Source organism: Raineya orbicola (assembly GCF_002843425.1).
Classification (GTDB): domain Bacteria; phylum Bacteroidota; class Bacteroidia; order Cytophagales; family Thermonemataceae; genus Raineya; species Raineya orbicola.
In genome coordinates this window covers 1-14,445 of sequence record NZ_NKXO01000032.1, presented here as the reverse complement: position 1 = coordinate 14,445, position 14,445 = coordinate 1, and the positions used below count along the sequence as shown (strand labels likewise).

General features: G+C 39.0%; 11 protein-coding genes. 8 read left to right on the top strand and 3 right to left on the bottom strand.

Annotated elements, in window-relative coordinates:
• The first annotated feature begins 206 nt into the window (after positions 1–206).
• From Rain11_RS10040 to Rain11_RS10015, 6 genes are all read left to right on the top strand, one after another.
• Positions 207–2,243 carry a tetratricopeptide repeat-containing sensor histidine kinase gene (locus Rain11_RS10040; RefSeq protein ID WP_101359232.1) on the top strand — a complete coding sequence of 679 codons (2,037 nt, stop codon included), beginning with the start codon at positions 207–209 and terminating at the stop codon, positions 2,241–2,243.
• A gap of 107 nt (positions 2,244–2,350) precedes the next feature.
• Positions 2,351–3,274, top strand: coding sequence for a polyphosphate kinase 2 family protein (locus Rain11_RS10035; protein WP_207764450.1), 924 nt, complete (start codon positions 2,351–2,353; stop codon positions 3,272–3,274).
• A 50-nt stretch (positions 3,275–3,324) separates the two neighbouring features.
• Entirely contained in the window at positions 3,325–3,474 is a 150-nt protein-coding gene (locus tag Rain11_RS10030) for a DUF2256 domain-containing protein (protein ID WP_101359231.1), read from the top strand.
• A 69-nt stretch (positions 3,475–3,543) separates the two neighbouring features.
• Positions 3,544–3,867: a phage holin family protein gene (locus Rain11_RS10025; protein ID WP_101359230.1), complete on the top strand. Its 324-nt coding sequence runs from the start codon at positions 3,544–3,546 to the stop codon at positions 3,865–3,867.
• 3 nt (positions 3,868–3,870) lie between these two features.
• Positions 3,871–5,415, top strand: coding sequence for a YifB family Mg chelatase-like AAA ATPase (locus Rain11_RS10020; protein ID WP_101359229.1), 1,545 nt, complete (start codon positions 3,871–3,873; stop codon positions 5,413–5,415).
• Between the two features lie 53 nt (positions 5,416–5,468).
• Entirely contained in the window at positions 5,469–6,788 is a 1,320-nt protein-coding gene (locus Rain11_RS10015; protein WP_101359228.1) for an NfeD family protein, read from the top strand.
• On the opposite strand, the gene Rain11_RS10010 is transcribed toward Rain11_RS10015, so the two are convergent.
• Both Rain11_RS10010 and Rain11_RS10005 read right to left on the bottom strand, forming a co-directional pair.
• Positions 6,789–7,520: a DUF2490 domain-containing protein gene (locus tag Rain11_RS10010; protein ID WP_101359227.1), complete on the bottom strand. Its 732-nt coding sequence runs from the start codon at positions 7,518–7,520 to the stop codon at positions 6,789–6,791.
• Positions 7,495–8,307 carry a TatD family hydrolase gene (locus Rain11_RS10005; RefSeq protein ID WP_243390580.1) on the bottom strand — a complete coding sequence of 271 codons (813 nt, stop codon included), beginning with the start codon at positions 8,305–8,307 and terminating at the stop codon, positions 7,495–7,497. Before Rain11_RS10005 ends, Rain11_RS10010 begins: the two co-directional genes overlap by 26 nt.
• An 81-nt stretch (positions 8,308–8,388) precedes the next feature.
• Here Rain11_RS10005 and secA point away from each other — a divergent pair, with 81 nt between their 5' ends.
• Positions 8,389–11,754 carry a preprotein translocase subunit SecA gene (secA, locus tag Rain11_RS10000; RefSeq protein ID WP_101359259.1) on the top strand — a complete coding sequence of 1,122 codons (3,366 nt, stop codon included), beginning with the start codon at positions 8,389–8,391 and terminating at the stop codon, positions 11,752–11,754.
• Positions 11,755–11,843: 89 nt separating this feature from the next.
• Complete coding sequence (gene metF, locus Rain11_RS09995; protein WP_101359226.1) at positions 11,844–12,797, top strand: methylenetetrahydrofolate reductase [NAD(P)H]; 954 nt, start codon at positions 11,844–11,846, stop codon at positions 12,795–12,797.
• A 57-nt stretch (positions 12,798–12,854) separates the two neighbouring features.
• Here metF and Rain11_RS09990 read toward each other — a convergent pair whose 3' ends face one another.
• On the bottom strand, positions 12,855–14,258 hold the full coding sequence (locus Rain11_RS09990) for a nicotinate phosphoribosyltransferase (RefSeq protein ID WP_243390579.1): 1,404 nt from the start codon (positions 14,256–14,258) through the stop codon (positions 12,855–12,857).
• Positions 14,259–14,445: the final 187 nt, after the last annotated feature.

Genomic DNA, 14,445 nt, shown 5'->3' with positions numbered 1-14,445 from the left:
TTGAATTGAAAATTCATTCTTGGCAAAACAAAGTTAAAAATCCCCCTTTCGGGGGATAAATTTGGTAAAACTTCTGCATAAATTTGAAAGAGAAAATGATAAGTTTCTCTGATAAAATGAGTGTTCTATGAAAATTTATGAAATAAAAATTGGTTTTAATTTGCAAATATGCAAATATTTTCTCAAATTTTCACATTATTTGTAATATGAAAGTTTCTCAAATCATATTTCTTATTCTTTTACCTTATGCTGTTTGGGGGCGTTTCAAAGACCCCGTTGATAGCTTGAAGCATTTGCTTGCTTCTACATCAGTGGATACGCTCAAAGTGAAAATTCTTTCACAAATCAGCTTTCGCCTTTCAGGCGAAAAGCCTGAAGAAAGTATGAAATATGCTATGCAAGCCCTGTATATTGCAGAAAAAAGCAATTACCCCAGAGGTATTTCCAAAGCCTACAACAATTTAGGTATTGTGGCTCGTGTGCAAGGTGATTACTTGAAGGCTTTGGAGTATTTTTTCAAAGCTCTGGAAATAGATGAAAGTTTGGGTGATGATAGAGAAACCGCCAAAACAATGAGCGGCATCGGGGCTGTATTCGTAAAAATGAAGGATTATGACAAAGGTATTGAATTTTTTGAAAAATCTTTGGCTTTTCGTTATCGTCTGAAAGATTCTTTGGGTGTGGCTATCTGCTACACTAACTTAGGGGATATTTATCAGAAAAAAAGAGAGTACCACAGGGCTATTACTTACCACCAGAAATCATTAGAAATTGAGCAAAAAATCAATCCTGTGGGTAGGCATTACTCTCTGCATAGCTTGGGAAATATTTATTACGAAATTGGCAATGTAGATGATGCAATCAATTTTTATCAAGAAGCTCTGCAAATGCGTAAAAATCTCAATAACAAATTTATCGTTGCCGAAACTGATCTAGAACTTGCCAAAGCTCTTGTCCAAAAAGGAAGATACACAGAGGCTTACGCTTATTTAGACGAAGGGCTTGCTCTTGCTAAACTTAATAAAGCCAAAGAATTAGAAGCCAAGGCTTATCAATACTTTGCCGAATACTACGAAAAGCAGAATTTTCTATCACAAGCCTACGCAATGCAAAAAAAGTATCTACAAATCAATGATAGTTTGTACAATGTAGAAGTAAGCCGACAAGCTGACCTAACGCTCACCAAATTTCAAAATAATATTATTGAAAAACAGCAAAGAGAAAATGCTTGGCTCAAAAAAAGTAAAGAAGCTCAAGATAAATATGCTTCTACACAGAAAAATATTAGTGTCTCTGCTGTTATCAATGGAACGATTACACTTTTGCTTGCCGCTTTTTTGTTACTTTCGCTACGGAAAAACCAGCGTATTGCCCAAGAACTTGCTCTCAAAAAATCAGAAATAGAAAGCCAACATCATCAGCTCCTTTTGCAACATCAAGAGCTTGCTAATGCCAAGCATCAAATAGAGGCAAAAAATGCAGAATTGCACACATTTAACCAAAAATTAGAGAAACTTATTGAAGAGCGTACCGAAAAAATACGTATTGCTTCTGATGCTTTGCGTACTGCCAAAGAAGAACTAGAACTTTTTATGTATCGTATTTCTCACGATTTCCGCGGACCTTTGGCTACACTTTCGGGTATAGCTATGCTCGGCAAATTGGAAAACGAAGATAGCAAAGTCATAGATTTATTTGAAAAAACCGAGCGAATTACACAAAAAATGGGGAAAATGCTTGATAAACTTGTAATGGTAAATGTTATCAGCCACCGAACCCCTGAATTTGAACGTGTTTCCTTTAAGCAAATTGTAGAAAGTATTTTACCAAAGGTAAGCAACGGATTTACAACTACCAATACACAAATATTCTTTGTAGAAGAGTACTTACTCGCCGATAAAGAACTCCTGCATATCATACTGCTGAACCTTTTGGAAAATGCTTTTGAGTTTCATAAACCCGAAAATACACACGGACACTCTGTAATTGTAAGTCTGGATTTACAAAAAGATTTTGCCAAAATTACCGTGGAAGATAATGGTATCGGCATTGCCAAAGAAAGGCAAAAAGAAATGTTCAATATGTTTGTTCGCTCATCAGAAACTTCTCAAGGCAATGGTTTAGGATTGTATATTGTCAAAAAAGCTGTAGAACGTTTGAAAGGTAAAATCAGTGTAGAAAGTATAGAAAACGAATACACCCGAATTTGTGTGTTTATTCCTAATAAAGAAGCCATTGCTTGAAATTTTAGAAAATAAACTTCTATCTTTTTTTGTACTTATCAGCATTTTTTCTAACTTGCTTCATAGCAAGTTAATTTTTTCTTCATTTTCACTTAAAATGCACTCCTATGCTTATTGAAAAGCTAATCAACAGCAACAAATTTATAGCTCCTGCGGGTAAAAAAGTTTCCTTGAAAGATTTTGCCACCAAATACGAAGGTAAAGAACTTAGCAAAAAAGATGCAGAAATGCTTTTAGAAGAAGGTAGAAAGCAACTGGCGATAATGCAAGATAAGCTGTATGCCCATAACCAATATAGTGTTCTGATTATTTTTCAGGCAATGGATGCGGCAGGCAAAGATGGGGCTGTCAAGCATGTAATGTCGGGCTTGAATCCTTTGGGGGTACGCGTGTATAGTTTCAAAGCTCCTACGGCTCACGAACTTGACCACGACTATTTTTGGAGACATATGCAAGCCCTACCACCACGAGGCGAAATTGCTATTCACAACCGCTCGCACTACGAAAATGTGCTGGTTACCAAAGTACATCCCGAATATATCTTAAACGAAAATTTGCCCGGTATTGATAGCATTGATAAAATTGATAAAAAATTCTGGCAAATTCGCTATGAGCAAATTCGCCGTTTTGAAAAAAATCTTACCGAAAATGGAATGATTATCCTGAAATTCTTTTTACACGTTTCCAAAGATGAGCAAAAAAAGCGTTTTCTGGAACGAATAGAAAACCCTGAAAAAAATTGGAAATTTTCCGCTTCCGATGTAAAAGAACGTGCCTTTTGGGACGAATATCAAAAGGCTTTTGAAGAAGCCTTTTCTGAAACTTCTACCGATTATGCTCCTTGGTTTATCATTCCTGCCGATAACAAATGGTTTGCTCGGCTTGCCATTGCTACTATTATTTATCAGCAGTTTGAAAAATTAAATTTGAGCTATCCTACGGTAAGTGCTAAACAAAAAGCCGCATTAGAAGAAGCCCGCAAAATATTGCTTGCTGAAGACGAAAAGAAAGATAAGAAAAATAAAAAATAGCAACTAATGATGTCTAAAAAGTATTTTTATGCGAAATTTTAAGTGTTTTTATGCATAAAGTCAAAAAGCAACATTTGCCTGAAAAAATTTGCATAAGTTGTGGCAGACCTTTTTCTTGGCGAAAAAAGTGGGAAAAGGTTTGGAGTGAAGTCAAATATTGTAGCGATAAATGCCGAATGAATAAGTCCAAGTCTGCTTGATTTTCCACAAGCAGATTTTTTCTTTCCAACAAAGAATATTATTTTTAAGCCTTCAATTGGCAAGGCAAAATGTTTGAAAATCTTTACCAACTTTTACGACGCTACATAGAAGTACGCCTGCAACTCATAGAAAACCAACTTCAAGACGAGTTGTATCAACTTTTTACCAAAGCTATTATTGCTCTTTTTTGGCTTTTTTTAGGTTCAGCGGGCTTACTATTCTTGTGTTTTGCTTTGGCATATGCCCTCAATGAGATTTTAGAAAGTCATTTCTGGGGCTTTCTGATAGTAGGAATTTTGTTTATCCTGATGCTAATTATTGCGGTTTTGCCTACTTCTCGCAAGAAAATATTTGATAAAGTTTCCGATTATTTCATTTCAAAAAAGCATTGAGCAATGTTAGCCAAAGTATATGGATATGCTGTGTATGGGGTAAGTGCTTTCCCGATAACCATAGAAGTAAATGTAGGACAAGGACAAGGACTTTTTATGGTAGGTTTGCCCGATAGTGCTGTCAAAGAAGCCACCCAAAGAGTAGAATCGGCACTCAAATACATAGGATATTTTTTCCCTCGTCAGAAAGTAGTAGTTAATCTTGCTCCTGCGGATATTCGTAAAGAAGGTGCCGCCTACGACCTTACCATAGCTATTGGCATTTTGCTCGCTTCTGAGCAGATAGTTTCGCAAGAGGCAGAAAAATACGTCATTATGGGCGAATTGGCTTTAGATGGTGTTTTACGTCCTATTAAAGGAGTTTTGCCAATCGCTGTGGAAGCCCGTAAAAAAGGTTTCAAAGGCTTTATTTTGCCCAAAGCCAACGCTTCCGAAGCCGCTATTGTGAATAATTTAGATATTATTGGGGTAGAAAATTTACAAGAAGCTATTGATTTTCTCACAGGTGCAAAAAGCATTGAGCCTTTACGCAAAGATACCCGTAAAATTTTCTCTGAGAATTTGGATAAATATGATGTAGATTTTGCTGATGTGCAAGGACAAGAAAGTATGAAGCGTGCCTTGGAAATAGCCGCCGCAGGGGGGCATAATGTAATTATGATAGGTCCGCCTGGGGCAGGTAAAACTATGCTTGCCAAACGCATAGCAACTATTTTGCCACCGCTTACCCTTCAAGAAGCCCTTGAAACTACCAAAATCCATTCAGTCGCGGGTAAATTGGATAGCAACGCCTCACTGATTTCCACACGTCCTTTTCGCTCCCCACATCATACCATTAGCGATGTAGCACTTGTAGGAGGTGGGGCTATTCCTCAACCAGGGGAAATTTCTTTAGCTCACAATGGCGTTTTATTTCTGGACGAGCTACCCGAATTTAAGCGAACTGTGCTGGAAGTAATGCGTCAGCCTTTGGAGGAGCGTAAAGTTAGCATTGCAAGAGCCAAGGTATCTATTGAGTTTCCCGCTAATTTTATGCTTATTGCGGCTATGAACCCTTGTCCTTGTGGCTACTACAATCACCCTGAAAAGGAATGTGTGTGCCCTCCGGGTAGCGTTCAAAAATATCTCAATAAAGTAAGCGGTCCTCTTTTGGATAGAATTGATTTACACGTTGAGGTTACCCCTGTTTCTTTTGATGAATTAAGCTCTAACAATAAAACTGAAAGTAGTGCCACTATTCGTGAAAGAGTTATCAAAGCTCGTGAAAGGCAAACCGAACGCTTTGAAAAACTCGGAATGAAACACATCTATTCCAATGCAATGATACCCTCGCAACTTGTCAAGGAAATCTGTATAATTGATGAAGCAGGCAAAATTTTGCTTAAAGCCGCAATGGAAAAAAAGGGGCTTTCTGCAAGAGCTTACGATAGAATTCTGAAAGTTGCTCGTACCATTGCCGACCTTGCGGGAAGTGAAAAAATCCTTATAGAACACCTCGCCGAAGCCATTCGCTACCGCGACTTGGATAAAGAGAATTGGGGGTTGTGAGATAAATTTGAAAATCTTTTTTAACTTTGGCTACAAAACAAAAAGCTGTTCAGATGAAAGTGGCATTACGAGTTTCTTTATTGCTTTTTTCCTTATGGTTGCAAGCCTCAGCCCAAAAAATTTACTATTTCAAAATAGAAGGCGAAATCGCAGACCCTATCAGTGTAATGGCGGACTCTGCCTTGGCAGAAGCCAAAAGAAAAAAGGTAGATTATGTGATTGTAGAAATTAACACGCCCGGTGGGTTGGTGAGTGCCGCTGACCATATCAATCAGCAGATTTTAGACTTCCCTATCCCTGTATGGGCATTTATCAACAACAATGCCTATTCAGGGGGGGCTTTGATAGCCATTGCTTGCGATAGCATTTATATGTCGGAAGGAGCAAATATGGGAGCTGTAACCCCCGTAGATGCCGAAGGCAAATATGCTCCCGAAAAATACCGAGCCGCCATACGAGCCAAAATGCGAGCCTCTGCCGAAGCCAACCGCCGTAACCCTAAAATCGCCGAGGCTATGGTAGATGAAACCCTAGAATATGATAGCCTGATAACACCGGGCAAACTAATTGTTTATACTACCTCCGAAGCGATTAAAAACGGCTATTGCGAAGGGAAGTTCAATAGCATTGAGGAAATTTTGAAACACTATAAAATGGAAAAAGCTCAAATTATACGCTATACACCCACTTTTGTGGATAAAATTATAGGTTTTTTCCTAAATCCTGTTATCCGCTCTCTTTTGGTCTTGCTCATTATTGGGGGCATCTATTTTGAGCTACAAACTCCGGGGGTAGGTTTTCCGCTTATCGCCGCTTTGGTGGGTTTGGCATTGTATTTTGTACCACATTACGTACAAGGACTTGCCCAAAACTGGGAGCTTCTGCTCTTTTTTGCAGGTTTGGGGCTGATAGCTATGGAGATTTTTCTATTACCGGGCGTTAAAGTCCTCTTGATAGCAGGTCTAATTGTAATGTTCGGGTCTCTGGGGCTTATGATGATTGGCAATGTTGGGTTTAGCTTGGAAGGAGTTTCAAAAAAATCCTTATATGAATCTTTGATAACTACCAGCATAGGACTAATAGGAGCAGTAATAATGATAGCCCTTCTTGCACCCAAAATTGCTACAAGCAAAAAATTTAAGCATATTGCCTTGCAAACCTCTCTTGATAGTAAAGAAGGCTTTGTCTCTGCTATTATTCCTACAATGATAGGCAAACAAGGTACAGCTTATACCGTGCTTCGTCCTTCGGGAAAGGTGCTGATTGATAATCATATTTATGATGCTTTCACAAGAGGTGATTTTATTGAACAAGGCACACCAATTGAGGTTATTGGGCAGGAAGGTGCAGAACTGATTGTAAAGCGGGTTTGATTATTGATTTTCGTTGTTGATATTTTCAGGTGAGGTAAGGTCTTTTTCAGTTTTTTTCAAGCGAAAAGCCAGAGAAATTTGTAAAAAATTTTTCCCGATTTCGTCATTTACAAAGTAATCAAACTGATAAAGCCAGCCAACTTGTTGTGTAAGAGTTTTGCTCCACTGATAGCCAAAGCCTACAAAAAAACGATTGCGTTCAAAGTAGGTAGCCCTATCCGTAAGGAAAAGTTCATTAGAAATTGTAGCAAAAAAAGTTTGCGGTTCAAAACGAGGCTTATTCAAAGGAACTTGCAGTTGCAAGCGATACCGAAACCGATTCCGATATCCTCGCAAAGTCCAACGGGCTTCATAGCGATAGCGATGTTCAATGAATACCCTTCCCCATTCGTTGTGCAAGTTAGCCTGTACCCAAAGCCTTTCTTCATCATTGATTTTAGGGGTATCAAAGTTTCCACCTAAATCTGCATAGGTTTGGTAGGTCCCCCCAAAAGCTGAAACAGAAAACTGCCTATTCAAACGAAAAGATGCCCCTGCTTTTACCTCATAATAATGGAAACGTCCATAAAAACCTAAACTTCGCAATTGAGCCTCTGCATTCAAACTCCATTTGTCATTTAGAGCATAACCTACATTCAGAATATTCCAAGAACCTAATTCATTGAAACCTTGTGCCTGAACGCAAACAGGAAATAACAAAGCAAAACTAAAAAGCAAAAATTTTTTGGGCATTTTGCGTAGTTTTTGATTTTATTTCGTCCAAAGAAACTGACTTCATTTCAGCTATTTTTTGAGCAATTAGCAAAAGATAACTGCTTTCGTTGCGTTTGCCTCGGTGTGGAACAGGAGCTAAATAAGGGCTATCTGTTTCTAAAACCAAATGCTCTAAATCAATATGCGGCAAAACTTTATCCAAACCTCCATTTTTGAAAGTAACTACTCCACCAATTCCTAAATAAAAACCTAAATCTATAATTTTTTGAGCCTGCTCCAAATTACCCGTAAAGCAGTGAAAAATACCTTTCAAAGGGCGTTCATTTTCTTGCAAATTTTCCAGCAAAGAGATAGTTTCATCAATAGAATTGCGACAATGAATGATAAGAGGCAGTTCGTATTTTTTTGCCCATTCGGCTTGTATCTTGAAGGCTTCTTGTTGCTCTTGCCAAAAAGTTTTGTCCCAATATAGGTCTGTACCCATTTCGCCAATTGCCGCAAACTTTCGCTTACCCAGCCATTCCTCTACTATGTACAATTCTTTTTCAAAATCTTTTTTTACCGAGCAAGGGTGCAAACCCATAGTCGCTACACAAAAATCAGGATAGCGAAACTCAAGTTCCAGCATAGCCTCTATGCTACGGCTATCTATGTTAGGCAAGTAAATTTTTTCTACTCCTATGTCTTGGGCTTTGGCTATTACTTCGGGCTGGTCTTTTGAAAACTCCTCTAAATACAAGTGTGCGTGTGTGTCTATCATAGTTTCAGGCAAATTGACTGCAAAATTACTATTTTTTATGAACATTTGGCATAACTTTCTTTTGGCACACGTTTTGAAGCACAAGCAAAAATGTTTAACTTTGCAGTTCAAAAAAATGTAATCACAATGGCAAATTTTATTGTAAATGCTTTGGCAAAACTGGTGGGTTCAAAGGTTGAAAAAGACCGCAAAGAGTTGCAACCTTACATTGGAAAAGTGAATTTGGAGTTTGCCAAACTTCGCGAAATTAGCAATGATGAACTGCGTCAGAAAACGCAAGATTTGAAAACTTACATTCGTCAGCAACTATTACCGCTTGATGAGCAAATTGCCGCTTTACGAAAACAAATTGCTGAAAATCCACAAATGAATATTTTGGAGCAGGAAAAGATTTTCAATAAGATAGACGAATTAGAAAAAGAACACGACAAAGAACTTGAAAAGGTTTTAGAAGAAATTCTGCCCCAAGCCTTTGCTATAGTCAAAGAAACTGCACGCCGTTTCAAAGAAAACGAAGTTTTGGAAGTTACCGCTACCAACTACGATAGAGAGCTTGCCGCTAAAAAAGATAATGTAAAAATTGAGGGTGAAAAAGCCCTTTGGTACAACTCTTGGGTTGCCGCAGGTAATCGTATCACTTGGGATATGGTGCATTATGATGTTCAGATTATTGGAGGAGTTGTTTTACACAAAGGTAAAATCGCTGAGATGGCGACAGGCGAAGGAAAAACCCTGGTAGCTACTTTCCCCGCTTTCTTGAATGCTTTGGCGGGAAAAGGGGTACATATTGTAACCGTGAACGATTATCTTGCTCGCCGTGATAGTGAGTGGATGGGACCACTTTTTGAGTTTCACGGCTTACGCGTTGATTGCATTGATAAGCACCGCCCCAACTCGCAAGCTCGCCGAAATGCCTACTTGGCAGATATTACCTACGGCACAAATAATGAGTTCGGCTTTGACTACCTGCGGGATAATATGGTCAGTTCGCCTGATGAACTCGTACAACGCAAATTGCATTATGCAATGGTTGATGAGGTAGATTCCGTGTTGATTGATGATGCTCGTACTCCACTCATTATTGCGGGTCCTGTAAGCCGTACAGGACAAGAAGAAATGTTTTACGCCCTGAAACCTCGTGTCGAAAAACTTGTCAATGCTCAAAAGCAAATTGTTAATGAATTTTTGAACGAAGCTCGCAAAAAAATTCAGGCTGGAGAAACCAAAGAAGGAGGACTGGCTCTTTTCAGAGCATTTAGAGGCTTGCCCAAAAATCGCCCGCTGATTAAATATTTGAGCGAAGCAGGTATCAAAACCATCTTGCAAAAAACAGAAGCTATTTATTTAGCTGATAACCAAAAGCTGATGCCCGAAGCCGATGCCCCGCTATATTTTACTATTGATGAGAAAAATAACCTGATAGAACTCACTCAAAAAGGGATTGACTTTATCACTACCGCAGGCGAAGACCCTAACTTTTTTGTCCTTCCTGATATAGGTTCTGAAATTGCTAAAATTGAAAACTCATCACAAAGTTTAGAGGAGAAAGCTAAATTGAAAGAGAAACTCATCAGCGATTATACGATTAAATCGGAGCGTATTCACGTAGTCAATCAGCTTTTGAAAGCGTATTGCCTTTTTGAAAAAGATGTAGAATATGTGGTTTTGGAAGGAGAAGTAAAAATTGTTGATGAGCAAACAGGGCGTATAATGGAAGGCAGACGCTATTCCGATGGCTTGCATCAGGCTTTGGAGGCAAAAGAAAATGTTAAAGTAGAACAAGCTACACAAACTTACGCTACCATTACGCTTCAAAACTACTTCCGAATGTACCACAAACTCGCAGGTATGACGGGTACTGCCGAAACCGAAGCAGGTGAGTTCTGGCAAATCTACAAACTTGATGTAGTGGTAATTCCTACCAATAAGCCCGTAATTCGCAAAGACCACGAAGATTTGGTCTATAAAACAATGCGTGAAAAATTCAATGCCGTTATTGAAGAAATTGTAAAACTGCGTGAGCAAGGCAGACCTGTACTGGTAGGTACTACTTCGGTGGAAACTTCCGAGCTATTGAGCCGTATGCTCAACCAACGCAAAATTCCTCATCAAGTTCTGAACGCTAAACAACATCAGAAAGAGGCTGAAATTGTTGCACAAGCAGGGATTTCGGGAACTGTTACCATTGCTACCAATATGGCAGGACGCGGTACAGACATCAAACTTACCCCCGAATCACGTGCCGCAGGCGGTTTGGCTATTATTGGCACAGAACGCCACGAATCCCGCCGAGTAGATAGACAGTTACGCGGACGCTCAGGCAGACAAGGAGACCCTGGTAGCTCGCAATTCTTTGTAAGTTTAGAAGATAACCTGATGCGTCTTTTCGGCTCTGACCGTATCGCCAAAATTATGGATAGAATAGGGTTGAAAGAAGGCGAGGTAATTCAACATTCTTGGGTAACCAAATCCATTGAAAGAGCTCAAAAGAAGGTTGAAGAAAACAATTTCGGTATCCGTAAAAGACTTTTAGAGTATGATGATGTAATGAATGTTCAGCGGGAACAAATTTACAAACGCCGCCGAAATGCTCTCTTTGGCGAAAGATTACAACTTGACCTCTACACAATGATGTTTGAGGTTTGTAAGCAAATGGTAGAAAGTATGCTTTCCCCCGATAATTTTGAGAATTTTGAAATGTCATTTATTTCTACCTTTGGCTTTACGCCCAACATAGAGCCCAACGAATTTCACTCCAAAAATGCTACTAACCTGATTCGTAAACTTTACAACCAAGTAGTAGAGCATTATCAGAGTAGAATGAAACAACTCGCAGAAGAAAATCTTGCTCCTAATCTTAAAATTCAATATGAGCAAACACAAGGCAAGTTCCAAAATATTGCTATTCCCTTTACCGATGGCAGAAAGAACATCTATTTTGAAGTAAATTTTACCAAAGCTGTTGAAAGTAATGCTTGGGAAGTAATTCGTGAGCTGGAGAAAAATGCTACGCTTGCTATCATTGACCAAGAATGGAAAGAGCATCTCCGAGATATGGACGATTTGAAGCAATCGGTGCAAATGGCTTCTTATGAGCAAAAAGACCCGCTTCTTATTTACAAATTTGAGGCTTTTGAGCTTTTCAAAACCTTCATCACAAGAGTAAATAAAGATATTATTTCTTTTCTTATCAAAGCCGAAGTATTTGTACCACAAGAGCAAACTCCAACGCTCCAACAAGAAATTAAAAAACCAAGTAACAACAAAAATCTACAACAAAACAAAGAGCAGTTTATTTCTTCAATGAGCGGCGAGTACCACGACCCTTCGGCTACTACCACCACCAAAACACAACCTATTCGCTCTCAGAAAATTGCGGATAGAAATCAAAAAGTAAATGTAATGTATACTGATGGCAAAATTGTCAGAGATGTGAAATTCAAAAAAATTGAAGCTGACTTGCTTGCTAATAGATGTGTTTTGATTGATTAGACCAAGAAAAAAGCTACCGCATCAATTTTAAGGGTGTGGTAGCCTTCTGATAAAGGAATTTTTAGCCAACAAGGCAAAATGTATCAGCTATGACCAAAGTTACCCAATACATTCGTGAAAGCAAAGAAACTTTGTTTTCTTTTGAAATATTGCCTCCGCTCAAAGGCGAGAGCATACAGCAACTTTTCAAGGCGATTGAGCCGCTAATGGAGTTCAAACCTAAATTTATAGATGTTACTTATCATCGTGAAGAGTACGTCTATAAAAAACGTGAAAACGGACTACTGGAACGCCAACGCATACGCAAGCGTCCGGGTACGGTGGGCATTTGTGCCGCTATTATGAACCACTTTAAGGTTGATGCCGTTCCGCATATTATCTGTGGTGGATTTAGCAAAGAGGAAACCGAAAACGCTTTGATAGATTTGCACTTCTTGGGCATTGATAACGTACTCGTATTGCGTGGCGATGCAATCAAGAGCGAAGGCACTTTTATTCCCGAACCCGATGGACACGCCTACGCAAGCGAGCTTTTACAGCAGGTTGTCAATATGAACAAAGGTAAATACCTTGACGAAGGTTTGCAAGCCTCTGCTACTGATTTTTGCATAGGAGTAGCGGGCTATCCTGAAAAACATTTTGAAGCCCCCAATCTCCAAACAGACCTCAAATACCTAAAACTCAAACAAGATTTAGGGGCAGATTATATCGTAACACAAATGTTTTTTGATAATCAAAAATATTTTGATTTTGTATCCAAATGCCGAGAAATGGGCATTACTATTCCTATTATTCCCGGGCTAAAGCCCATTACAACCCAAAAACAACTGACTATTTTACCCGCTATTTTCCACATAGATATTCCTGATGAACTTGTAAAAGCAGTAGAAAGTTGTAAAACACCCGAACAGGTCAAACAGGTAGGAATTGAATGGGCAATTCAGCAGTCCAAAGAGTTAATTCAGTTTGGAGTGCCTGTCTTGCACTACTATTCTATGAGTAAATCTGATGCCGTACGGCAAATTGCAGAAGCAGTTTTTTAGACAAAAAAATACTCAATACAACCCTTACTTATTTGGTAAGGGTTTGTTTTGAACAAGTTACATCTTCTTACGCAATCTCCTCACAAGCTCGTGTTTGAGCGACCAAAGATTTTCTTCCAAACCCACAGGGTAGCTGTGTGGATTGACAAAACGCTTAATACCTGCGTGAAACTTAGAAAGTTGTTCCTTTACTCTGTTTCTTATCTGCTGAATATTAGGATTTTGAAAGGTTATTTTGCCATTTTCAAAAACTCTTACCAATAAGTTTTCATTTTTCTCATCAGAAAAAGTCTTGAAACGCGTGCTATCGGCGGGGTCTATCATTGTGTAAGAATGGCTTTCAGTAAAGTTTTCTTCATTAAAAATCATATCCCCAATAAATTCGCCATTTTTTTCGAAGCGTTTTACTTGCTGTATGCCCGGATTTGAAATTTTGATGGATTGTTCAGAAAGTTTCATTTTATAGTCCCAAGAGCCATCTTTACGGCGAATAGCCGAAATTTTATACACGCCCCCCAAAGCAGGCTGGTCATAGGCAGTAACGAGCTTCGTACCTACCCCCCAAACGGAAATTTGAGCTTCTTGATTTTTCAGACTTTCAATAATTTCCTCGTCTAAATCATTACTGGCTACAATCACGGTATCAGAAAAACCTGCTTCATCAAGTATTTTACGAGCTTGAATGCTCAAATATGCCAAATCACCTGAATCTAAACGTATGCCTGCAAGTTTGTAGCCTTTTTCACGCAGTTTTTGTCCTACTTTTACGGCGTTTTTTACTCCTTCTATGGTGTCGTAGGTATCTACCAAAAAAACACAATTGTTAGGCATTATTTCTGCATAAGTCTCAAAAGCCTCTAATTCACTTTCAAAAGACATCACCCAGCTATGGGCGTGTGTGCCACGCACAGGAATACCAAAAAGTTTGCCTGCCAGTACATTGGAAGTAGCATCACAACCGCCAATGTAAGCGGCACGGCTGGCGGCAAGTCCGCCGTCAATGCCTTGAGCTCTCCGCAAGCCAAATTCCAACACACTCTCGCCCTTGCTTGCCCAAACTACCCGTGAGGCTTTGGTAGCAATTAGCGTTTGAAAATTGATAATATTTAGCAAAGGTGTTTCTATAAGTTGGCACTGAATAATAGGACCCCGCACTCGCAAGAGAGGCTCGTGAGGGAAAACGACTGTACCTTCGGGAATAGCATCTACGGTGCAAGAAAATTTAAGATTTGATAGGTAATCCAAAAAATCGGCTTCAAAAAGAACTTTGCCGTCATTACCTTTGAGCGAAGCCAAATAAGAAATATCAGAACTATCTAAACGAAAATTTTGCAGATAATCCAAAATATACTCTAATCCGCAAGCTATGGCATAGCCCCCTTTGAAAGGATTACGGCGAAAAAATAAATTGAAAACCACTTCTTGTTCGCCTCTGCCCGATTTCCAATAACCATATGCCATTGTAAGCTGGTATAAATCGGTCAGCAATGAAAGTGAAGAACTATACAGGCGCTTAGTAATTTACGTGAGTTAAGCGGCAATATCTTGAAAAAGTTCAAAATTTGTAAGTAGATTTTTTTCTTGAAAATCTCTAATAGTGGGCTTTTTATCTAGGAATTTGTAGGCAATAATTCCAGACCACAAATTG